Source organism: Methylococcus mesophilus (assembly GCF_026247885.1).
GTDB classification, from domain to species: Bacteria; Pseudomonadota; Gammaproteobacteria; order Methylococcales; family Methylococcaceae; genus Methylococcus; species Methylococcus mesophilus.
Genome location: NZ_CP110921.1, coordinates 910,683 through 932,758 on the forward strand (window position 1 = coordinate 910,683; position 22,076 = coordinate 932,758).

The 22,076-nt window shown below is 57.8% G+C and carries 16 protein-coding genes, 1 tRNA gene and 3 pseudogenes; 11 read left to right on the plus strand and 9 right to left on the minus strand.

All coding sequences use genetic code 11. The annotated features are described in order from the left end of the window. Nucleotides 1-111: 111 nt before the first annotated feature. Nucleotides 112-234, plus strand: a pseudogene (locus tag OOT43_RS04105) (IS481 family transposase); the annotation flags it as partial. 92 nt (nucleotides 235-326) lie between these two features. Here the strand turns inward: OOT43_RS04105 and OOT43_RS04110 are convergent. After that, entirely contained in the window at nucleotides 327-788 is a 462-nt protein-coding gene (locus OOT43_RS04110; protein WP_266023441.1) for a YaiI/YqxD family protein, read from the minus strand. Nucleotides 789-1,317: 529 nt separating this feature from the next. On the opposite strand from OOT43_RS04110, the gene OOT43_RS04115 reads away from it, so the two are divergent. From OOT43_RS04115 to OOT43_RS04145, 7 genes and pseudogenes are all read left to right on the plus strand, one after another. Further along, a complete protein-coding gene (locus OOT43_RS04115) occupies nucleotides 1,318-2,745 on the plus strand; it encodes a circularly permuted type 2 ATP-grasp protein (protein ID WP_266023442.1) in 1,428 nt (475 codons plus the stop codon). A 3-nt stretch (nucleotides 2,746-2,748) separates the two neighbouring features. Further along, nucleotides 2,749-3,726, plus strand: a complete 978-nt coding sequence (locus tag OOT43_RS04120) for an alpha-E domain-containing protein (protein ID WP_266023443.1) — start codon at nucleotides 2,749-2,751, stop codon at nucleotides 3,724-3,726. Nucleotides 3,727-3,747: 21 nt separating this feature from the next. Beyond that, nucleotides 3,748-4,506, plus strand: a complete 759-nt coding sequence (locus tag OOT43_RS04125; RefSeq protein ID WP_266023444.1) for a proteasome-type protease — start codon at nucleotides 3,748-3,750, stop codon at nucleotides 4,504-4,506. 110 nt (nucleotides 4,507-4,616) lie between these two features. Next, on the plus strand, nucleotides 4,617-7,904 hold the full coding sequence (locus OOT43_RS04130) for a transglutaminase family protein (protein ID WP_266023445.1): 3,288 nt from the start codon (nucleotides 4,617-4,619) through the stop codon (nucleotides 7,902-7,904). A gap of 67 nt (nucleotides 7,905-7,971) precedes the next feature. Then, nucleotides 7,972-8,922: an IS5 family transposase gene (locus OOT43_RS04135; protein ID WP_266023446.1), complete on the plus strand. Its 951-nt coding sequence runs from the start codon at nucleotides 7,972-7,974 to the stop codon at nucleotides 8,920-8,922. Nucleotides 8,923-9,093: 171 nt separating this feature from the next. After that, nucleotides 9,094-10,356, plus strand: coding sequence for a VOC family protein (locus OOT43_RS04140; RefSeq protein WP_266023447.1), 1,263 nt, complete (start codon nucleotides 9,094-9,096; stop codon nucleotides 10,354-10,356). 296 nt (nucleotides 10,357-10,652) lie between these two features. Continuing rightward, a pseudogene (locus OOT43_RS04145) lies at nucleotides 10,653-10,778 on the plus strand (IS5/IS1182 family transposase); the annotation flags it as partial. 133 nt (nucleotides 10,779-10,911) lie between these two features. On the opposite strand, the gene OOT43_RS04150 reads toward OOT43_RS04145, so the two are convergent. Next, nucleotides 10,912-12,017, minus strand: a protein-coding gene (locus OOT43_RS04150; RefSeq protein WP_394358008.1) for an IS3 family transposase whose coding sequence is annotated in 2 segments (ribosomal slippage) — nucleotides 10,912-11,759 and nucleotides 11,759-12,017 — 1,107 coding nt in all. Because the reading frame shifts where the segments join, the coding sequence is not laid out codon by codon here. 62 nt (nucleotides 12,018-12,079) lie between these two features. Continuing rightward, nucleotides 12,080-12,450: pseudogene (locus OOT43_RS04155) on the minus strand (transposase); the annotation flags it as partial. Nucleotides 12,451-12,547: 97 nt separating this feature from the next. Between OOT43_RS04155 and OOT43_RS04160 the strand changes: the two are divergent. Next, a complete protein-coding gene (locus tag OOT43_RS04160) occupies nucleotides 12,548-14,404 on the plus strand; it encodes a hypothetical protein (RefSeq protein WP_266023448.1) in 1,857 nt (618 codons plus the stop codon). 189 nt (nucleotides 14,405-14,593) lie between these two features. On the opposite strand, the gene OOT43_RS04165 is transcribed toward OOT43_RS04160, so the two are convergent. After that, a tRNA-Lys gene (locus tag OOT43_RS04165) sits at nucleotides 14,594-14,669 on the minus strand. A 130-nt stretch (nucleotides 14,670-14,799) separates the two neighbouring features. On the opposite strand from OOT43_RS04165, the gene OOT43_RS04170 reads away from it, so the two are divergent. Further along, entirely contained in the window at nucleotides 14,800-15,561 is a 762-nt protein-coding gene (locus OOT43_RS04170; protein WP_266023449.1) for a hypothetical protein, read from the plus strand. A gap of 27 nt (nucleotides 15,562-15,588) precedes the next feature. Beyond that, the gene (gene mtaB, locus OOT43_RS04175; RefSeq protein ID WP_266023450.1) at nucleotides 15,589-16,890 is read left to right on the plus strand and encodes a tRNA (N(6)-L-threonylcarbamoyladenosine(37)-C(2))-methylthiotransferase MtaB; all 1,302 of its coding nucleotides are present in this window, start codon (nucleotides 15,589-15,591) and stop codon (nucleotides 16,888-16,890) included. Here the strand turns inward: mtaB and cysZ are convergent. Genes cysZ through OOT43_RS04200 form a run of 5 tightly spaced genes read right to left on the minus strand, consistent with a single transcriptional unit; the run spans nucleotide 16,853 to nucleotide 22,075 of the window. Next, on the minus strand, nucleotides 16,853-17,602 hold the full coding sequence (gene cysZ, locus OOT43_RS04180; protein WP_266023451.1) for a sulfate transporter CysZ: 750 nt from the start codon (nucleotides 17,600-17,602) through the stop codon (nucleotides 16,853-16,855). The genes mtaB and cysZ overlap by 38 nt on opposite strands. 49 nt (nucleotides 17,603-17,651) lie before the next feature. Beyond that, complete coding sequence (locus OOT43_RS04185; protein WP_266023452.1) at nucleotides 17,652-19,034, minus strand: sigma 54-interacting transcriptional regulator; 1,383 nt, start codon at nucleotides 19,032-19,034, stop codon at nucleotides 17,652-17,654. A gap of 19 nt (nucleotides 19,035-19,053) precedes the next feature. Continuing rightward, nucleotides 19,054-19,623: a surface-like protein gene (locus tag OOT43_RS04190; protein ID WP_266023453.1), complete on the minus strand. Its 570-nt coding sequence runs from the start codon at nucleotides 19,621-19,623 to the stop codon at nucleotides 19,054-19,056. Then, nucleotides 19,616-21,169, minus strand: coding sequence for a sensor histidine kinase (locus tag OOT43_RS04195; protein ID WP_266023454.1), 1,554 nt, complete (start codon nucleotides 21,167-21,169; stop codon nucleotides 19,616-19,618). The genes OOT43_RS04190 and OOT43_RS04195 overlap by 8 nt, the downstream gene beginning before the upstream one ends. 27 nt (nucleotides 21,170-21,196) lie before the next feature. Then, nucleotides 21,197-22,075 (minus strand): ribose-phosphate pyrophosphokinase, encoded by an 879-nt coding sequence (locus tag OOT43_RS04200; protein ID WP_266023456.1) that lies wholly within the window; start codon nucleotides 22,073-22,075, stop codon nucleotides 21,197-21,199. Nucleotide 22,076 lies beyond the last annotated feature (1 nt).

Below are 22,076 nucleotides of genomic sequence, written 5' to 3' on the forward strand. Positions count from 1 at the left end.
CCGATATTAAATCGCTTATCCGGGTGTCCGAGAAACAGGAGCAGGATCAAATCGCCAGGAGCGACTTTGGACCGCGGTAGCGGCTCCCGGCGGGACGAACCCCGGGGAAGGGGTGAGCAATTCACCGACCGTCGGTTTGGCAGCCGGTCCCTGGAGCCTTCCGGTCAACACGAGTCCGATCAGCTCTGCCAGGCCTTAGGCATCGAATATCGCCTCATTCCCCCCGGAAGCCCTCCCGCCTTTGCTCGGCATTATCGTTCGATGCCCTGGCTATTTGTCCAGGACCTGACGATGGCTTCGTCCTGTGGTATCAGGGTCATATGGCATCAGTTCCCGCTCTCCGCGCGATATCGGCTCAACAGCCGATCCAGTTGGTTGGCGAAGGCTTGCCGTTCGGCTTGGGATAAGGAGGCTGGGCCACCGGTATTGACGCCGCTGCTGCGCAACTCCTCCATAAAATTCCGCATCGCCAGCCGTTGGCGGATGTTTTCGTTAGAATACAGCTCCCCGCGGGGATTCAAGGCATGGGCGCCTTTTTCGACCACTGCCGCCGCCAGTGGAATATCTGCGGTAATCACCAAGTCGCCTGGGTCCACCAGGGCGGCTATCTTTTCGTCTGCCACATCGAAGCCTGAGGCTACCCGGATGGCCCGGATAAATCGCGACGGCGGAGTGAACACATTTTGATTGGCCACTAGCGTCACCATGATCTGCGCACGCTCGGCGGCGCGGAACAGGATGTCTTTGATGAGTTTGGGGCAGGCGTCAGCATCGACCCATATTTGCATTTAAGTTGCCTTTTTGTAGAAAACTCGGAAACTCATCGGTGATTTATGCCGTTAGGTCTTCCGACCGAGTGGCTAAACGCGCGAGCCCGACCCGGTCGGACGCTCGCAGTCCGTGGCGCTCTCAAGCATGAGCGCACGGTTGAATTCAAGCAGCGAACCCGCAATATTCGACGACTGCGGAAGGGGCTGGAACAGGTTCTCCGTCTACTTTGAGACCGTCCAGGTGAAAAAGGATAGCCTCACGGATGTTCTGGCCGGCTTCCTGAAGAGTGGCGCCGATAGCGCGCGGGGTCTCTTCGGCCGGTGAGGAGGTATCCCTGCATTCCAGGATGCCCCTCAAACCGGCATAAAGTGACGCTGCTGTCACCTTCTTGGCAACTTGACAGGAACACAGTTCCATCTTACCAAAATGATGCGATGGAACTTCAACAAATCGTCCATTTTGGTGCGTGGTCGCGGTCAGTTCTGTTTAGAGCAACGAAACGGCGCTCACCCTACGGTGTGGCCTACACCTTGCTTTTTTCTGGACATGACTCCCAAAGACGCTCAACCCTTCTACAACGAAATGTACGACGACCATGGAACGGTCCGTGACATCTACCTTGCGTACAAGCAGTGGCTCAATGGCCTTGGAGCAGGCGCGCTGGAGCGCAAACGCGCCGAAGCTGAGCTGCTCTTCCGTCGAATGGGTATTACATTTACCGTCTACGGGGAAGCCGATGGCGCCGAGCGTCTGATTCCGTTTGATATCGTGCCGCGTATTTTCGGCGCCGAGGAGTGGCGCCGTCTTGAGTTGGGTCTAAAACAACGTGTACGAGCGCTGAACGCTTTCCTTAACGACATCTATCACACCCAAGAAATTCTCAAGGCAGGAATCATCGACGCAAAGCAGGTTCTTGGCAATGCAATGTACCGCCCAGAGATGCAAGGAGTAGATCTGCCTAACCAAGTCTATGCGCAAATCGCCGGCATTGATTTGGTACGGGTGGATAAGAATGACTTTTATGTACTGGAAGACAACCTGCGAACGCCTTCCGGGGTTTCATACATGCTGGAAAACCGCAGGACCATGATGCGGCTATTTCCCGAGCTCTTCGCGCTGCACACAGTCGAACCGGTCGAGCATTATCCGCAGATGCTGTTGGATACTTTACGTGAGTCCGCCCCAGCCTATGTTGACAATCCAGCGATCGTAGTACTTACACCGGGAGCCTATAACAGCGCCTACTTTGAGCACGCCTTCCTCGCCAGCCAGATGGGAGTGGAATTAGTTGAAGGACAGGATCTCTTCGTCGACCAAAGTAAGGTCTATATGCACACGACAGAGGGGCCCCAACAAGTACATGTGATCTACCGGCGGGTCGACGACGATTTTCTTGACCCGCTGGCCTTTCGGGCGGATTCTATGCTGGGCGTGCCGGGGTTGTTCGAGGCCTATCGAAGTGGCCATGTCGCGTTAGCTACCGGAGTAGGGACCGGCGTGGCAGACGACAAATCGACTTATTCGTTCGTCCCTGAAATGATCCGATTCTATCTCGGAGAGTCGCCGCTTCTGTCAAATGTCCCTACTTGGCGATTGAGCGAAACTGACGATCTCAAATACGTGTTGGGACACCTGCCCGAACTGGTAGTGAAGGAAGTACAGGGTTCCGGTGGCTATGGCATGCTTATCGGCCCTACCAGCAGCAAAGCCGAGATCGAAGCTTATCGAGAGCGCATTCTGGCCCGTCCCGAACACTTTATTGCCCAGCCAACGCTAGCGCTGTCCGCTTGTCCAACTCTGGTAGAGGCAGGCGTTGCTCCCCGGCACGTGGATCTGCGCCCATTCGTTTTATCCGGCAAGGAGATCAGGCTGGTTCCGGGTGGGCTCACTCGGGTTGCGCTAAAGGAAGGGTCCTTAGTCGTCAACTCCTCGCAAGGAGGCGGTACTAAGGATACCTGGATAACAGGGGTCTAAATCATGCTTTCCCGAACCGCCGAAAACCTCTTTTGGATGGCACGCCATATCGAACGAGCTGAGAACACCGCTCGTATCCTGGATGTGGCGAAACTTTCGTCCCTGGTGCCGTTGGACATGGACGGGAGCGAGGCCTATCTATGGTATGCGCCCCTGAACATTACAGGCTGCGCTGCCAGTTACGAGGTCCAGTACGGGCTTGCCCGGTCTGACGCCGTCACGCGCTACATGGCACTTGACCCGGACAATCCATCGAGCATTTATTGCTGCCTACGCCAGGCCCGTGAAAACGCGCGCTCCGTGCGTGGCGCCATCACCGCGGAGATGTGGGAGGTAATCAACGCTACCTGGTTAGAAGTAGGCCGACTCTCCAAGGGGATGCGCGAAGAGCAATATGGAGATTTCTTCGAGTGGGTCAAAGAACGTTCGCATTTGTTCCGCGGCGTAACGCTCGGTACCATCATTAAGGATATTGCCCTCAATTTCATCCGCCTCGGTACCTTTCTTGAGCGAGCAGACAATACAGCGAGGATCCTCGATGTAAAGTACCATATCCTTCTGCCCGGTGTGGCAGATGTCCGAGGAGCGGCCGATTACTACCAATGGGGAGCCTTGTTAAAGTCTGTCAGTGCGTTTGAAGCTTACCGGAAGATTTACCGAAACGTCATCGCGCCACTGCGGGTAGCCGAGCTTTTCATTCTGCGTGACGACATGCCGCGCTCTCTCCATGCCTGCCTAAATGAGGTCGAAACCGCGTTGATTCAGATCAACGGACTTTCCGGTCGCGAAGCCCGTCGGCTCGCAGGCGAAATCCATGCTGATCTGCATTTCGGTCGAATAGAGGATGTGTTTACACGCGGTTTACATGAATATTTGACGGATTTCCTTAGGCGTACGGACTTGCTCGGACAGGAGATCCGCAATTCTTACATGTCCCGACAAAGCCCAGGGGCGATGGACAAACTACGCCACGTCGCTTGATACCCCGATTTCACGACCACCATGACTTACTGTTTAGCTCTTAAACTGAACGCCGGGATGGTGTTTGCCTCGGATTCCCGTACCAACGCCGGCGTCGACCACATTGCCATGTTTAAGAAGATGCGGACCTTTATCAATCGCGGTGACCGCACCATCGTAATCCTAAGCTCCGGCAATTTATCGATCACGCAGAACGCCATCAACCTGTTGGAGCAACAGGGGCGGCATCCTGAAAATCGGAATATCTGGAATGTGGAATCGATGTTCGACGTCGCGCAGCTTTTGGGGGAATGCTTGCGGTCAGTGCGCCAGCACGATGGCGCCTTTCTGGCACAGAGCAACGTCGACGCCAGTGCCAATTTCATTGTCGGAGGCCAGATTCGCGGCGAACCTATGCGTTTGTGCTTGGTTTACGCCGAGGGCAACTTTATCGAGGCCGGCGAGGAAACACCATTTTTCCAGATTGGAGAAACGAAGTACGGTAAGCCGATTCTCGACCGGGTCATCAAGCCCGACACGCCACTGGACGAGGCGATTAAGTGTGTCTTGGTGTCGTTCGACTCGACCATGCGCAGTAATTTGTCGGTCGGCTTACCCATCGATCTTGCATGCTACAGCGAGTCACATTTCGATTTGAATTTGGTGCAGCACATCACCGACGACGACCCGTATTTTTCGCAGATAAGTCGGCGCTGGAGCGAAGGACTGCGCGGCGTATTCGCATCGCTTCCCAGTCCAGACTGGCTGAGCGAACCGCTACCGCGCGACTTTCCCCTTTAATTCATCTCGTACGTTCGCTAGCTAGACCGGGAAGACGTCTTGACAATAACGGAAGACAAAGATTTATCCGCATTTCTTGCCCCGGTAATCGAGCACCACCAAGGACCGTCATGACCATCCGTGTTGCCTTACATCATCAATCCCGTTATCGCTTCGACCGGCCGGTAGTAGCTGCGCCGCATGAAATACGCCTACGACCTGCTGCCCATACCCGAACCCCCATTTCGGGCTACTCGCTACGAATTAAGCCAAAGCAGCACTTCTTACATTGGCAGCAGGATGCCTATGGCAACTTCGTGGCGCGCCTCACCTTTCCGCAACCTACTCGCGAGATAGAGATAACCGTTGAACTGGTAGCGGACATGACGGTCATCAATCCATTCGACTTTTTCGTCGAAGAATGGGCAGAGCACTATCCCTTTGCTTACCCGGAACTGTTGACTTCAGAGCTGGCGCCTTTTCTAGAGGCCGATGCCGCTGGACCGTTGACCCAAGCGTGGCTCAATGAATTCCGACGAACAATTCCTTCCAAGATTACCACCACTAACCTTCTGGTAATGCTGAATACAAATGTTCAGCAAGCGGTCTCGTACTTAATTCGACTGGAGCCGGGCGTCCAGACCTGTGAAGAAACCTTGTCCAAACGGTCCGGCTCTTGTCGCGACAGCGCGTGGCTGCTCGTACAGCTGCTCCGACATCTCGGTATCGCTGCACGGTTCGTTTCCGGCTACCTCATCCAACTTGAGCCAGACGAGAAGCCGCTGGATGGACCGCCCGGACCAGAAGCAGATTTCACTGATCTCCATGCTTGGTGCGAAGCCTATATCCCCGGCGCCGGCTGGATTGGCGTTGACGCAACCTCGGGCTTGCTGGCCGGGGAAGGTCACATCCCACTGGCAGTCTCGGCGTTGCCGACATCCGCAGCGCCAGTAATCGGAATGACCAGCGTTTGCGAGGCTCGACTGGACGTATCCATGTCAGTTACCCGCATCCATGAGGATCCACGCGTAACCAAGCCCTATACGGACATACAATGGGAGGAAATCCGCGCGCTGGGGAAACAAGTCGACCAGGAACTGGAAGCTGGCGATGTCCGTCTTACTCAAGGTGGAGAGCCGACTTTCGTGTCCGTCGATGATATGGACGCCGCGGAGTGGAATATCACCGCCTTAGGTGAAAATAAATGGCTTCTTGCAAATGATCTGGTCCGTCGTCTACAGCATCGTTTTGCCACCGGTAGCGTACTCCACGTCGGCCAGGGCAAATGGTATCCGGGAGAACCGTTGCCACGTTGGGCGCTGAATGTATTCTGGCGAAGCGACGGGGTTCCAGTCTGGCGGAATGCTGCGTTACTGGTGCAGGACCCCAAAGCCACACAGAACGAAACTACCGCTGAAACCTTCGGACAGTTGATAGCCAAAAAATTAGGTCTAAATCCCGGATACTTGATGCCCGCCTATGAGGATCCTTGGTTGGCTTTGGATCAGGAAAGCCGCCTTCCCGCAAATATCGATCCGCTACAGTCCGATCTCGATGACATAGAGGTTCGCTCAATTTTGGCGAGGCAGTTGCGGAAGGGTTTGGCTTCTGTCGTAGGGTTTATTCTCCCCCTCAAGGCGCTAGACCGGCCGAGTTCGCCCTGTTGGAAATCGAGCCGCTGGCCGCTCAAGCACGAGCGCCTGTACCTACAGCCCGGCGACTCGCCTATGGGACTCCGGTTACCTCTGGCTAGTTTGCCTTGGGTTGCTCCCGAAGAATTCGAGTTGGAGTTGCCGCCCGACCCGTTCGAGCCCCGTAGCGACTTGCCTGAATACGCTGTCGCCGCGGCCGTTGGCGCAATGGAAGACATTGATGAATCACCGACAGCTCGGGAAGTCATTCATACCGCACTGGCACTGCAGGTGCGTGACGGCCTGTTACATGTGTTCTTGCCACCGACGACCCGGTTGGAACATTGGATGGCATTGCTCGCCGCTGTCGAGTCCTGCGCCGAGGAACTAAAGCAAAATATCCGTCTGGAGGGTTATGCTCCACCGCGAGATCCGCGTCTGCAATTACTCTCAGTGACGCCTGATCCCGGGGTTATCGAGGTCAACATCCATCCTTCAGCCGACTGGGAAACACTGGAGCAACGGACCCGGGAACTTTACGAAGAGGCTCGGTTAGCGCGCCTGACGACTGAAAAGTTCATGCTCGACGGCCGCCATACGGGCACGGGAGGGGGTAATCACGTCACGTTGGGTGGAACCCGGCCAGCGGACAGTCCGTTTCTGCGGAGGCCGGATCTGCTCCAAAGCTTGATAATCTATTGGCAGCAGCATCCTGCGCTTTCCTATCTCTTCTCGGGGCAGTTCATCGGACCGACCAGTCAAGCACCGCGGGTGGATGAAGCGCGTGACGACAATCTTTACGAACTTGAAATTGCCTTCCAGCAACTGGCAACCCAACTAACCCCGGGGGAGGAAAGCTCCAGACCGTGGCTGATCGACCGGTTGCTGCGCAATTTGCTTATCGACATGACCGGTAACACCCATCGTGCGGAGTTCTGCATCGATAAGCTGTATTCGCCGGATACCGCTGCAGGGCGCTTAGGTCTAGTCGAGCTCCGCGCTTTCGAAATGCCGCCGCACTACCGAATGAGCCTGGTCCAGGCTCTGTTGCTGCGGGCGCTCGTGGCTCGGTTCTGGCGTAAACCTTATCACGGCAAAATGGTTTACTGGGACACTGCTCTGCACGACCGGTTCATGTTACCTCACATGATCGAAACCGACCTTCGCGATATCATCCGCGACCTAAGGCAGTCGGGTTATAACTTCGACTATGCCTGGTTCGCGCCTTTCCTTGAATTTCGCTTTCCGCACTACGGCACAGTCGTCTACGATGGTGTACAACTCGAGCTACGACAGGCAATCGAACCCTGGCATGTCCTTGGCGAGGAAGTCAGCGCGGGCGGCACGGCGCGTTATGTAGATTCCTCCGTGGAACGTCTGCAGGTCAAAGTCAGGGGCATGACAGGCGGCCGCCATAGGGTTCTGTGTAACGGCCGGGCATTACCCTTGCATGCAACCGGGGTACCAGGTGAATTCGTCGCCGGGTTACGCTTTAAAGCGTGGGCGCCGCCTTCTGCACTGCATCCCGCCATCGGTATTCAGGCACCCCTGGTGATCGATCTATACGACGGATGGAACGGCCGTGCTATAGGTGGATGCACGTATCACGTCAGTCATCCTGGGGGCCGCAACTATGACAGTTTCCCGGTCAATGCCAATGAGGCCGAGGCACGCCGCCGCGCCCGCTTCTGGGATCACGGTCACACCCCAGGGCCGATGCGCGTGCGCGACGAACCGACCAACCCCCGCTTCCCGATGACTTTGGACCTTCGCTGGGAAAACCCTTAAGGAACTTCTGAACAAATCCAGCGGGTGTAAGCTATTCCTGCCCAGAAGCCCTGAACGCGGAGCCCCCATGAAACAGACCACCTTCGCCTCCTTAGCCTTTGACCGGAAGAAGAAGCAGACCCGGCGCGAGAAGTTCCTGGCCGAGATGGAGCAGGCGGTGCCGTGGCCGGAACTGCTGGCGGTGATCGAACCGCATTACCCGAAAGCGGGTCGGCGCGGTCGTCAACCGTACCCGTTGGCGACGATGCTCAGGCTTTACTTCCTCCAGCAATGGTATGCCTTGTCCGACCCGGGCCTGGAAGATGCCCTGTACGAGATCGAATCGATGCGGCGTTCTGCGGGTCTGGAGTTGGCCGATGACGCGCTGCCGGATGAAACCACGCTCCTCAACTTCCGGCGCCTGCTGGAGCGTCACGAGCTGACGGCGAAGTTGATGAACGCCATCAATGACGTGCTGGAAGCGCGAGGGCTGCTGCTCAAGGGCGGCACGATGGTGGATGCGACGATCATCCACGCCGCGCCATCGACGAAGAACAAAGCCAAGACCCGCGATCCCGAGATGCATCAGACCAAGAAGGGCAATCAGTGGTTCTTCGGCATGAAGGTGCATGTGGGAGCGGATGTTCACACCGGTGTCGCCCACACGGTCTCGGTCACACCGGCCCACGCCTCGGACATCAGCCAGTTGCCGAACCTGCTGCGCGAGGACGACCGGCTGATCCTCGGCGATGCCGGCTACGTCAACGACACCTATAAGCGCGCGGCGCGGCAGGCCGGGGTCGTGTGGGGCGTGGCCCTGAAGGCCCGTCCGAAACGGCGGCTGGGGTCGGCACAGAAACGCTGCAATCGAAAGCTGTCCTCGCTGCGCAGCCGCGTCGAGCACCTCTTTCGGGTGATGAAGCGGCAGTTCGGCTACACCAAGACGCGCTACCGGGGCCTGGCCAAGAACGCCGCCCAGGTGTTTACCCTGATAGGGTTGACCAATCTCTACCTGAAGCGGTACGCATTGATGACCTGACGGGCGAGGTGCGTCCGGAATCCGCCCCGACGGGCGCATCCGGGCGGGAATCGCCACGGTAAGTAAGGAATTTCGGTACCCTTCACCCATTTTCAAAGCCTGATTATCAGCAGGATGTGCTTTTGTCGCCCAAATCGGGTTTGTTCAGAGGTTCCTTAACGAGGACGATGCATGCTGTGCTCCACTACTCAGCTACGCCATGGCGACAAGATCAATTCAGAATTCTTCGAGGAATATCTGATCCGATTGTTGGAAGAAAGGGACCGCTCCGGGCTTACCGAGCTGATTGGCGGCATCGAGGCGATGTTAATCAGCGTCGAGCCAGGAAATTCGGTCGAGTATATTGCTGAGCTGGCGCTGATGACGCCCTACAATTATTTGGTGACGCTCGACAGCGAAAAACATATGACGCACGTGTTGCGTATCGATATGCATTCGCCGGACATCCTTCTACGAGAACCCAAGACAGCGGATTATATGGACATATTCCGCGGCCTGAATGACCTCTATCCTGTTGGCGCCAAGCGTCCGCATAGCCGTTACCTGGGCGAAATTCTATCGTGTGCCGACCGACACCAGGTTGTGGCCTTGCAGCAGCAACGGGAATTTCGGTTTTTTCAGGTCGGACAGCTCGCGGAGCTGGATCTTCCATTGAATGTTAGCCTATCTAAGCCATCTCCCTATACGCAGAACGTGTTGGGTTACATGGAGCGCAAAGCCAACGAAATACGCGTTTACCATCACGGCGATTGCATCATTCTCGCTGCTGCCCAGCGCGCTAACGACCGCGGCAAGGAAATGCAGGAGCGCTTAGGGATAAAGGACCTCCTCTGCCCCGTTGATCACCTTGCAACTCGGGTTTACAGCCAAAATCGGGAACCGGCAATCCTAGAATATCTAGCATTGTCGAGCTACTACTACTGGGGTAGCTACAATATCAAGGACCAAAATTCGTCCACCAACGTCACCAAGAATATTCGGGGGGTATCCGAATCAGTGAGTCCAGCCAAAGTATTTACTGCCGCCAACCATCCATACTGTCTCAATCACATAGATAAATTACCCAGTCCAACGGAGACATTTGTGCGCAACTACGGACCGCGCCTGCACCACATCGCTGTGGAGGTGAAGGATGGCCAGCAGGATGGAAAGGAGTATATCGATATTGTTGTCGATGCCATCTCAGGACAGGGTAAGGGCTTCCTGCTGGAAACTATCGGCTCGCGTAGCGCGGGTTTAAAGCAAATTTTCTCATCAGCGTCGGATTTTTCTTCCTTGATCATTGAATACGTCCAGCGCTTCGGCGATTTTCAGGGATTCTTTACCAAGGATAATGTCGCCAAATTAACCTACGCTGCAGGCCAGGAAGAGGGCGTGAGGGAGAGTCTTATTCAAGAGGCAGAATGCGGAAACCGCGCCATCCGTGGCCTGTAGATGGGCACAAAAAGCCAGAGAATTTGCTCTTGCTTGGTGTTTGGTGGAGAGAGGGGACTCGGCTCACATCCGCAGGTTTCTACGAGGCTACAGGGAGTCTTCGGCGGAACCCTTACAAGACCACCGTACTCAAATCTCCAAGCTCAAAGCCAGCATAGCCATCTCAATCAACGACCGGGATTCGATATTCGAGGCGTCCAGCAGCAGCGGTTTGTCGTGTCGCTGACACGACAATTCCGACACGCTCGTTCTCTCGGTCATAAGCACTCGAACGCTCCACCGCCGGGAGCTCGGAGGTGGAGCGCAGCTTTGGCTGGCTGGAGAAGTGTCGCCGATTGTGGAAGAACTGCGAGCGCAAGCTCATTGCCAGCTTGCAGTTCATCCCCTTGGCGTATCTCGTCCTGCTCATCAGAAGATCGTGAACAGGCTCTAAGAACCCGTGCGATTCAGCGCTGAATCGACGGACCTTGCCTGTGCCAATTCGTCTGCGAATCAATACCAAACTCCGCGCGGCCTTACACCGGCGGCCCGCGTCGGGTTGACCTGCTCCCCGATTTAGTCCGAAACGGACATAGAGTCTGCGGTTAAAAATGTGTCTGCAAACTGATCTGGCGTCAGGTAAGCCAACGAACTGTGGGGGCGTTGCTCATTGTATTCCCGACGCCACTCCTCAATGACTTGGCGAGCATGGCGCATCGAGACGAACCAATGCTCGTTCAGGCATTCATCCCGGAATTTGCCGTTGAAGCTTTCGATGTAGGCGTTCTGCTGTGGCTTACCTGGCTGGATGAAGCTCAAGCACAGTCCTTGGCTATCGGCCCATTCATCCAAAGCCTTGCCGGCAAACTCGGGGCCGTTGTCGACGGTGACTGATTTGGGCAATCCGCGGATCTCTGCCAGCCGTTGCAGCACACCGACTACACGTCTGCCAGGCAGCGAAGTATCGACTTCGATGGCCAAGCACTGCTTCGTGAAGTCATCGACGATATTCAGGCACCGCAGCCGCCGACCATCGGCCAAACCGTCCGAAACATAGTCCATAGACCAACTCTCGTTAGGCGCCGATGGCGCGACCTTGATTTGGCGCTCCACGCCGGCAATGCGCTTCCGCTTTCGTTTGCGGACCATCAGGCCGGCCTCGTGATACACGCGATAGGTGCGCTTTCGGTTGATTTCCCAACCCTCTCGGCAAAGTAGCACGTGCAGCCGGCGATACCCATAGCGCCGCTTCTGCGCTGCCAATTCGCACAGTCGTTCCTTGAGCTCCTGGTCTACTGGCCGCTTAGCTTCGTAGCGATACAGCGACCGAGAAATACCGATCAGCCCACAAGCCCGCGTGACGCCCATCTGGTGCTTTGTCATCAGATGGGAGACCGCCACCCTCTTGGCTTGTGGGCTTACCACTTTCGGCCTACAACCTCTTTCAACGCAGCATTGTCCAGCATCGCCTCCGCCAGCAGGCGCTTGAGCCGGGCATTCTCGGTCTCCAGTGCCTTGAGCCGCTGCGCATCCGACACTGTCAGGCCGCCGTATTTCGCTTTCCAGTTGTAGTACGTCGCCTCGCTGAGCCCGTGCTTGCGGCACAGCTCCGCTACTTTTAGGCCGGCTTCGGCTTCCTTCAGGATGCCAATGATCTGTTCTTCGGTGAAACGCTTCTTCATGCTGCCTCCTATCGAGGCAGACTCTACATCACGACCGGACTAATCTCGGGGAGCAGGTCATCGTAGCGATACAGCGACCGAGAAATACCGATCAGCCCACAAGCCCGCGTGACGCCCATCTGGTGCTTTGTCATCAGATGGGAGACCGCCACCCTCTTGGCTTGTGGGCTTACCACTTTCGGCCTACAACCTCTTTCAACGCAGCATTGTCCAGCATCGCCTCCGCCAGCAGGCGCTTGAGCCGGGCATTCTCGGTCTCCAGTGCCTTGAGCCGCTGCGCATCCGACACTGTCAGGCCGCCGTATTTCGCTTTCCAGTTGTAGTACGTCGCCTCGCTGAGCCCGTGCTTGCGGCACAGCTCCGCTACTTTTAGGCCGGCTTCGGCTTCCTTCAGGATGCCAATGATCTGTTCTTCGGTGAAACGCTTCTTCATGCTGCCTCCTATCGAGGCAGACTCTACATCACGACCGGACTAATCTCGGGGAGCAGGTCAATGGGCCCCAAATACAAATGCCAATTTCGATCAGCGAATGGGGGTGCTGACTCACGTTGTAAATCATGTTCCTGGAATCGCGTGGGCCTTACTGTCAAAGCTCCTGCCAGAATACGGGGACATTTCACATCCAACCGTAAAACCAAAGTTCCGCGAATGTGAAAACGCTAAAATAGAGGTCCTGACATATGGCATCGTATGGGAGAGTGAGGCCGTAATTATTGACCTTGCACTAAAGCATGCTGGGACGGATGCGGATCGGTGGGGAGCCCTTATCCACAGGATAAGTAGATTCCAGCCAGCGCCCTTTGAAAAGGCACTCATCGTGTTGGATTCGCTCTTTGGTAAGCTGTCGGCAGAGGAGCGGTTCGGCATCTGGGACGCATTACGGCAGGAAGCAAATCGCCATCATACCTTCTCGGACGCAGAGTGGGGATTAAGTGAGGGGAGGCTTGCTCGATTGAATGAGGTCGTCAGCAAGTATCAACCCAACGCCCCGCTTTTGGCGAACATATGGCTGTTCGACGAGTGGCTACCTCACATTCCGAACAAAAGCACCAAAATCGAGGATCCGACGGTCGCGATCGACCATGCACGGCGGGAGGCGATCTTAGCAGTTTACAGGTCTATGGGTGTTCGTGGACTAATGGAACTGGCAAAGAAGGCGAAGTTTCCACAGCTTGCGGTTGCCAGCTGGCGCAGCCTAGATCTGTCGCTTGACGATTTTCGCGAGCTTTTGCGCCTCTCACTGGACGGTGGAGAAAGCACCGCCGCCGTTAGATCATTAGTAATTCGTAATGGCGCAGCCAGATTCGGAACAATGTGGATCGATGTGCTCCGTGCAATCTCCGCCGACATGAATCTTGTGCCAGAACGCAAGGCCGAACTCCTAGTCGCACTGGAAGATTCCAAAGAGACTTGGGATATCGTGCACGGCTTCGGTGAGGTTGTCGAGGAGGTGTATTGGAAACAGAAGCGTTCGTTCCCCTTTGACGGAACGACAGAAGACCTCGAGTTTGCAATGGAGACATACCTTTCTTGGGATAGACCGTTTGCAGCAATCGAGGCATCAATTCGTCGACTTGGTGACGTCCCGTCGGAGAGTCTTATGCGTTTGCTCACCGCTGCTATACCAGAAATTAATGCCTCAAAAGATGACAGGGGAACGGTATCCGTCTACTACATCGAAGAGATCTTTGACGAGCTTGAAAAGCGGTGTGACGTGGCTGCAGAAGATCTCGCAAGAATGGAGTTGGCGTACGTGCCTTTCCTCGGCCATCGGCAGAAAACTCTCACATTACATCGTCTAATGGTTCAGGACGCAAGAATCTATATGCGGATGATATGTGCGGTATATGAACCCGCCGGCGGTGAGGGTGAACGCAGAGAGTTGTCAGATGGCGAAATGCGACTTGCCAAGGCCGCGTATGAAGTGCTGCATGAACTGCGGGTTCTACCGGGCCAGAGCGACGAGAATATAGACTTCGGGGCTCTGAGTAACTGGTGCTTTGGAGTTCGCGAGCTCGCTGAGGAGATGGACCGTAAGGCTGTCGTGGATTTCAAAATCGGGACCTTACTTGCCCATTCCCCGCCGAGCTCAGTCGACCAAGTCTGGCCACACGAAGCAGTCCGAGCAGTTATTGAGCAACTGGCCTCTGACAAGGTTGAGCGAGGATTGATGACTGAGCGATATAACATGCGAGGCGTGTACACCAAGGCTTTCGCGGAAGGCGGTGACCAAGAGCGCGCATTGGCGCAACAAGCGCGACAGTGGGCCAATGCTATTCCGGATTCTCCCCGGACTGCCGCGATGCTCATTCGAATCGCAGAAGGATGGGATCGGGAAGCGAACGATGAAGATGTTCGGGCAAAGAAGGAGGCTCTCCGTCACTAGCTCAAATTGACGTCTCGTTACGGCGGTACGCCTTGGTTCTGGGATGATAGTGATGTTTGTGCCAAATTGCGCGCGAAACAATGCCAAATTGCGCGTAGCCTTACACGGAGGCCCGCGCTTGGTGGTTACGAATCGGCTACGCTCAGAAACAAAAAAGGGTTAAGCTTTCGCCTAACCCTTTGATATTTTTGGTGGGCCGTATTGGATTCGAACCAATGACCACTGCATTAAAAGTGCAATGCTCTACCGACTGAGCTAACGGCCCAGAGCTTCGCATTATAAGGTTGATGCCCTTATGAAGCAAGTCGACCGCATGCACGCCGCGAGTCTTCGCATTGACCAGGCGTGTTTGGCGGCGGACAATTATTTTTCGTCTCCGCTTCGATTTCTGCATAATGCGATTTTTTCTGCGTTGCTCCCTGCTGGCTATGACGCTCACTCTCCTCGGGTGCGTCTGGCTCCGGCTGCTTGAAGTCAAAAACCAGCTCGACGATTTCGACGATCATTTCAAGGTGGTCTCGACCGACCACTTCCTGCTTGAATTCCTGCACCCGGTCCTTTACGCCGACGATTTTCGCGAGTTGACGCGGATGGAGCCAACCCGTATCGAAGCCTTGCCCAAGGGCAGCCGCTGGCACGTGCTGTTCGAGAAAATCGACATGAGCGGCAAGCCGGATCCCGGCCACCAGGATCTGGAATTTGTGCTCAGTTTCAACTCGAAATCGCGGCTGGAGGTCTGGGACTTTCCGCCACCTTTCCTGGCCGCGGCGCCTCCGCAGTTTCTTGAAGCCTCCTTAAAGTCGCTGGGCAAAGGGGAAATTTTCCAGGATCAGCGCCAACTCAAGGTCGATCCGAAGGACCTGCCGCATATCGATGCGGGATTTCCCAACCAGGCTCGCGTAAAGGAAGGCTTGGGGCAGCCGGCATTGGAGCTGGACCATGAGGACGGTCGGCTTTGGGTTTACCGCTACCGGCTCAACACCCCCCATATCGAGGACGACGAAGGAAACCGGCGCATCGCGCTGGTCAGGTTCTGGTTCGACCCGGCCAGCAAGACTTTACGGAAATTTTCCGGAAAATTCATCGGACTCAAACTGTCCATCGATTACCGTAATTTTCTGCCGGCCAAACAAGCCGCCCGCACTGACGACAACTGAGCGGCGGTTCCACAACGTCCATTCATCATGCGAATCAATCTTCAAAGCCTAGGCTGCCGTCTGAACGAGGCGGAGTTGGAAAGCTGGGCCCGGGAATTTCAAGCCGGTGGCCACCGCCTCGTCGACGAAGCGTGCGATGCTGACATCATCGTGCTGAATTCCTGCGCCGTAACCGCGGAAGCCGTGCGCAAATCGAGACAGACGATACGGCGCAGTCAGCGCCAGAGCCCCCGCGCGCGCCTCGTGCTCAGTGGATGCTACGCCACTCTGCATCGTGAAGAAGCAGCGGCGCTCGGCGTCGACCTCGTCGTCGGCAACGCTGACAAATCGCGTCTGGTTGATATCGCCGCGCGGGAACTCGCGCTCGAAGCCATGCCGGAATTTTCCACCGAACCCGGCGAGGCGGCATTGTTCGCTCTGGGCCGGCAGCGCGCGTTCGTCAAAGTGCAGGATGGCTGCCGTTACCGCTGCACGTTCTGCATCGTCACCGTGGCACGGGGCGACGAACGCAGCCGCCCGCCCGCGGAAGTCATCCGGGAGATCCGGCAGTTGCAGGCGGAAGGCGTACAGGAGGTGGTGCTGACGGGCGTGCATCTCGGCGGCTACGGCAGCGAGCTTGGGCTGCCGCTGGATGCATTGATCCGTTCGATCCTGCAGGAGACCGGGATTGCGCGCCTGCGGCTGGGTTCGCTGGAACCCTGGGACCTGCCTCCGGGCTTTTTCGAACTGTTCGAAAACCCCCGTTTCATGCCGCATTTGCACCTGCCGCTCCAGAGCGGCAGCGACGCCGTGCTCAAGCGCATGGCGCGGCGCTGCAAGTCGGAAGAATTTGCCCGATTGGTGGCCCAAGCCCGGCGGCAAGTCCCGGACATCAACATCACCACCGACATCATCGTCGGATTTCCGGGCGAAACCGACCACGAATGGGAGGAAAGCCTGCAGTTCGTCGAAACCATGGGCTTCGGAGACATCCACGTCTTTACCTATTCCGTCCGCGAGGGCACGAAAGCCGCGGCAATGGACGGACAGATTCCTGCCGAGGTCAAGAAGGAGCGCAGCCGGGCGCTGCATACCCTGGCCCAGGCACAAAAGCAGGCGGTGCTGGGTCGATTTGCCGGGAGGGAAATGCCGGTGCTGTGGGAAAACCGGAGGGACGGCGCCGATCGCGGCTACACGCCGAACTATCTCCGCGTCGCCATGCAGACCCCGGAAACCGGGCTGTCCAACCGGATTACGCCGGTCCGCCTCTCGAAAGTGGACGCCTCCGGCGAATTTCTCTGGTGCGCGCCGCCTACTCTTCCGCCGGCAGCTCCAGCAGATACAGGGTAGCGCCGATGACCGCCGCAGGCGCGGCGAGAACGTTCAGGAGAGGGATCGTCTGTGCCAGCAGAACCGTCCCGCCGAATGTCCCAGCACCGAGCCGGAACCGGCCCAGCAGTTCCCGCTGGCGGTCGAAGTCGCAGCCGCGCGCTTCCAGCGGATAGGCGGTGTATTCCAGCGCCATGAACCAGGCATTGAAGACCATCCATAACACCGGGGCAGCGAGGTTGACGACCGGAATCAGGAACAGAATGGCCAGAGGCACGATACGCAGCCCCAAATAGGCCAGGCGCCGGAACTCGCTCCTCAGGGCCGACCACATGCCAGCCTCGCCCGGCGCACCTGCTGGCCGGATCCGGCGCCCCGTCGCCAGTTCCGCCGTGCGTTCAGCCAGGGCGCCATAGAAGGGCGAGCCGATGATGTTGGCCAGCACCGAGAAGGTGAAATACATCACCGTGAAGAAACCGACGGCGAATACGGGCCACAGCAGCCAGCGCAGGAAATCCAGCCATCCCGGCATCATCCAGCTAAGGAAAGCGGAGAAATAGCGAATCCCGAGCCACAGTCCCAGACTGTAGAGAATCAAATTGACCGCCAGGGGAATCCAAACATAGCGCCGGATACCGGGCTTAGCCAGCCAAGTCAAGCCGGTGAGCAGGCAGCGGAACGCCATCCCGGGCGAATTCAAGCGGCGGAAATCGGCCGCCGCGACCTGTGACATGGGATTGCTCATGAGGAAATCAGGGTAAAAAAACCGGGGACTGAGAATATCACGAAGGCTGTTGCACATCGCCGGCCGGCTCCCCACCCGCCTTGAACATCGACGGATTCATCCCGTGCCGGCTCAAAAGCCGGTAAAACTCGGTACGGTTGCGCTTGGCCAAGCGGGCAGCCTGAGTCACGTTACCCCGGGTCATCTGCAACAGGCGGATGAGATAGTTGAGTTCGAACTGATCCCGGGCCTCCTGCAGCGAGGGAAAAGCTGACGGCGCCTCCCGCAAGGCGCGCTGCACCAGGGTCACGGGAATCAGCGGCGTGGTCGACAGCGCAACGCACTGCTCCACCACGTTGCGCAGTTGCCGGACGTTGCCGGGCCATTGGAAATTCACCAGCGCCTCCATCGCTTCCGGAGAGAATCCCTTGACCTGATCGCCGTACGAGCTCACCAGATCCCGCAGGAAATGCATCGCCAGCAAGGGAATGTCCTCAGGACGCTTGACCAGCGGCGGCAACAGCAGGGTCACCACGTTGAGGCGGTAATACAGGTCCTCGCGGAAGTTCCCTTCCGCCATAGCCTGCTCAAGGTCGACATGAGTAGCGGAGATCACGCGCACATCGACCGGCTCATCCAGGGTCGCCCCGACCGGGCGTACCTTCATCTCCTGAAGGGCGCGCAGCAGCTTCACCTGGAACGACCTCGGCATGTCGCCGACTTCATCCAGGAACAGAGTGCCGCCGTCGGCAGCCTTGAACAGGCCCTGGTGATCTCGCGTCGCGCCGGTGAACGCACCCTTGCGGTAGCCGAACAGCTCGGACTCGAGCAGATTTTCCGGGATGGCGCTGCAGTTGACGGCAACGAACGGCGCCTTGGCGCGAGGGCTCAGGTCGTGAATTGCCCGCGCCAGGAGTTCCTTGCCGGTGCCGCTCTCACCGCCGATGAACACGCTGGCGCGGTTCTGGGCCACCCGCTGCGCCTGTCCCAAGACGTCTTCCATCAGGGGACTCTGAGTGACGATCCGCCCGCGCCATTCCTCCTTGTCGGGAACGACGGCCGTGGTTCCGTTGATGCGGATCGCTTCGGAGATGTGCTCGATCAACTCGTTCTTGTCCACCGGCTTGGTGACGAACCCGAATACCCCCCGACGGGTCGCAGCGACGGCGTCGTTGATGGTGCCATGCGCCGTCATGATGATCACGGGCAGAGTGGGATGGCGTTCGCTCAAGGCGTCGAACAATGCCATCCCGTCCATTCCATCCATCCTGAGATCGGTCACGACGACGTGGGGCCGGAACACAGCCACCTGGGACAGCGCCGATTGGCCGTTCGCCGCTTTGGCCACATCGAACCCCGCCGCCGTCAGGCGCAACCCGATCAGACGCAACAGGTCCGGGTCGTCGTCCACCAGCAACACTCGCTTGCGCGTTTCACTCATCGTTTGAATATCCCGATTACTATAGTTTCTGCTCAATCGACTTGAGCGTGTTCAATTTGCTGCGCAATTCCTCGACTTCACTTTCCAGGTTCTGGATCTTGCTGTCCTTGGCCTTTGCGTCTTTGCGCACCTTGTGCTTGCCGCTCTGCGCCTCCTTGATCTGCTTGTCCAGCTCGGCCTTTTCGGCCGCTTCCTTCTGAGACCTGGACACCAGCTCACCCAGGTAGGCCAGCCAGCCGCGTACGCGCGTGTCTTCGATTTCATTGGTCACCACCCTGATGTTACCCAGCGTCACCGAAGCGTCGCCGCACCCCGTCGTAACCATCTGCGCCAGCAGCAGGTGAAGCCGGTATCCCATGCGCGGATTGGATGCCTGCATGCGGTCGACCTGCTGGCATTCCGGCAGACGCTCGGCCGGCGTCATCCTGGCAAGGTCTTCACTGTAGCGGACCAGCGCGTCCAGATTCGTCGCCGCATAGTCGCGGGGAGGAGCCGCAACCGGCTGCTCCGGAGGCTTGGCGGGTTGCCACAACTGGCACCCCGCCAACAGGCCTGCAAGCAAAATAAGCAATACATGTGCCTTAAACATTGGCTGTTTCTCCTTGTCGAGGAAGCGATATTCGCACACGCAACCGCGGCGACGATTCGTCACACCAGGGGATTCTGACCCTGACCAGGGTACCCTTGCCGGTCGGCGCATCCAGCAACTCGACGCTGCCATGGTGGCTCATGACGCATTCACGGACGATGGCCAGACCGAGCCCCGTGCCCGGGATGCCCAGTTCCCGGCCCTTGCTGCCCTGGAAGAAAGGCTCGAACACCTGGTGCCGCTCTTCCGGCGCTATCCCCGGCCCCTCGTCGCCGACTTCGAGTTCCATGTAGTGGTCCAGGGCACAGAGCCGCAGTGAAATCAGGCCGCCGGTCGGGGAATATTTGACCGCGTTGGACAGAAGGTTGTCGACCACAGTGCGGAGTTGTTCGCGGTTGCCTTCGATTTCGATCTTCGCCAGATGCGAATCGACCCGGAGTTCGTTCGCCCGCAGACGCAACTGATACTCCTCCAGGACCTCGACCACCAGCGCATGCATGTCCACCGGTTCGCGCCGGAGCGCAGCCGGGTCGGCGTTGGCTTGGCTGAAATTGATCAGCGCGGTGATCAGCCGCTCGAGCCGCTGGGTGTTGCTGACCAGTATCTGGGTGATTTCCTTCTGCTCCGGATTCAGCTCGCCCACCACTTCATCGGCCAGCAGCCCCGTGCCTTCGTGGATGGTCGCGAGCGGCGTCTTGACTTCGTGCGACACGTGGCGCATGAACTGCTGCTTGGCCTCCTCCAGCGCATTCAGCCGGCCTCTGAGCCATTCCAGGCGCTCGCCCAGGAACGTCAGGTCGGACGGCCCGGTAACGCTGACCGGCTGGCGGTAATCGCCGCTCCCCAACTGGCGGATCGCCGACTCCAGCTGGCGGATCGGACGGGTGATGAGGACCGTGAACAGGACGACGAGGCAGGCGGCCCCGGGAACCAACACCGCCGACCGCACCAGGATGCGGTCCTGGACGTTCTTGGAATGCCCGTCGAGCAGCGCGACATCCTTGTCGATCAGCACCGTATAGGCCTGCGACAAAGCCCTGGCCCTCATCCCCAGCGCCTGGAACACATCGTCAAATTTCGCCAGCGCCGCCAAGGAACCCTGCGAGTTACGCCGCTGCGCCGCCCCTTGCGCTTTCGCCTTGCGGCTTTCGTAAACCTCGACCACGCTCTGATAGGCGGACGCCTCGTCCGATCCGAACTGGTCGAGCTGGGCGGTCAACGGCTCGTCTTCAGTCCGGACCCGCAAGTCCAGCACGATGTCCTGCACTTGCTCATGCATCGCCTTGAAGGCACTGCGCATATCCGCGTCATCGAATACCAGAAGCTGCTTTCCCTTGCGCTCCAGATCGCTTAGCCGCTCCATCAGCAGGAAGCTTTTCTGGCTGAGCTGGGCGACGGAATAGACGGTTTTTCGGGACTGCGCGGCAAGATCGTCGACGGCGCTGACGGTCGAGCCGATGGCAACCAGCAATGGCAGAGCCGCCAGCACGAAGCCGCCGAGTACCAGTTTGCTAACCGACAGCGAAGGGAAACGGAATTTGTACAACGTAAAGATTCCTGCTGCTAGGGCCGCTCAAAACGCGTATTTTCGCACCGCATCGGCCAGCAGAGGTGCGAGACACATTCGGTTGGTGGGGTGGCTGATGCTGTCGGTCGAGACTATCTCCCCGACGCCGGCCTGCTTGAGCCGGTTCCAGGCATCGCCGGCGAACAAAGCATGAGTCACGGCCACGTCGATACTGGTTATGCCAGCCTGGACGAGTAGCCGCGCCGCTTCCGCCAAGGTGGTTCCGGTACTCGCGACGTCGTCCACCAGCACCACGGCATCGAATTCCCCGACCTCCCGCGGGAGCGCGATGCCTACCTCCCTGTCCCCCATCCGTCGCTTCGAAGCGACGGCGCACGGCAGGCTCGCCTTTCGTGCGATGGCCTCCACCCATTGGCGGGACTCCTGATCCGGCCCCAATAATAGCCGTTCCTTTTCATCTGTCGCCAGATGACGACTGATGAGCGTCGCCGATGACAGACTCAAGACCTGTTTCAGCGGCACCGCCTGGTCCAGACGGTCGATCCGGTGCAAATGAGGGTCGACGGTAATCAGGGCATCGAAATAACGTGCCAACAGGCTCCCGACGACCTTCTGGGCCACGGCCTCGCCCGGATGAAATGCGATGTCCTGGCGCATGTAGCAGAGATAAGGCGCTACCAGGATCAGCCGGTCGCAGCCCTGCCGGCGCAGGGTTTCGGCGGCGAGCACCAATTCCACCAGTTTATCGTTGGGGCGGTCGAGGCTGCGGTGTACGATCACGGTTCCGCGTACGTCCGGCGGAACCCTCACCCGGCTTTCGCCGTCGGGGAAACGGTGAACTTCGATCTCGCGCCAGGGACAGCCCAGCGCCTCGGCGAGTTGACGGGACTGCTTGCAGGTTTCCTCAAAGCCCGCGACGATCACG

What these genes read in the sequence shown, in the direction of transcription:
- OOT43_RS04185 (WP_266023452.1), bottom strand. Translation starts at nt 19,034, where the DNA reads ATGAGTGAAACGCGCAAGCGAGTGTTGCTGGTGGACGACGACCCGGAC.
- cysZ (WP_266023451.1), bottom strand. Translation starts at nt 17,602, where the DNA reads ATGTCACAGGTCGCGGCGGCCGATTTCCGCCGCTTGAATTCGCCCGGG.
- OOT43_RS04115 (WP_266023442.1), top strand. Translation starts at nt 1,318, where the DNA reads ATGACTCCCAAAGACGCTCAACCCTTCTACAACGAAATGTACGACGAC.
- mtaB (WP_266023450.1), top strand. Translation starts at nt 15,589, where the DNA reads ATGCGAATCAATCTTCAAAGCCTAGGCTGCCGTCTGAACGAGGCGGAG.
- OOT43_RS04130 (WP_266023445.1), top strand. Translation starts at nt 4,617, where the DNA reads ATGACCATCCGTGTTGCCTTACATCATCAATCCCGTTATCGCTTCGAC.
- OOT43_RS04190 (WP_266023453.1), bottom strand. Translation starts at nt 19,623, where the DNA reads ATGTTTAAGGCACATGTATTGCTTATTTTGCTTGCAGGCCTGTTGGCG.
- OOT43_RS04160 (WP_266023448.1), top strand. Translation starts at nt 12,548, where the DNA reads ATGGGGGTGCTGACTCACGTTGTAAATCATGTTCCTGGAATCGCGTGG.
- OOT43_RS04140 (WP_266023447.1), top strand. Translation starts at nt 9,094, where the DNA reads ATGCTGTGCTCCACTACTCAGCTACGCCATGGCGACAAGATCAATTCA.
- OOT43_RS04135 (WP_266023446.1), top strand. Translation starts at nt 7,972, where the DNA reads ATGAAACAGACCACCTTCGCCTCCTTAGCCTTTGACCGGAAGAAGAAG.
- OOT43_RS04110 (WP_266023441.1), bottom strand. Translation starts at nt 788, where the DNA reads ATGCAAATATGGGTCGATGCTGACGCCTGCCCCAAACTCATCAAAGAC.
- OOT43_RS04170 (WP_266023449.1), top strand. Translation starts at nt 14,800, where the DNA reads ATGCGATTTTTTCTGCGTTGCTCCCTGCTGGCTATGACGCTCACTCTC.
- OOT43_RS04120 (WP_266023443.1), top strand. Translation starts at nt 2,749, where the DNA reads ATGCTTTCCCGAACCGCCGAAAACCTCTTTTGGATGGCACGCCATATC.
- OOT43_RS04125 (WP_266023444.1), top strand. Translation starts at nt 3,748, where the DNA reads ATGACTTACTGTTTAGCTCTTAAACTGAACGCCGGGATGGTGTTTGCC.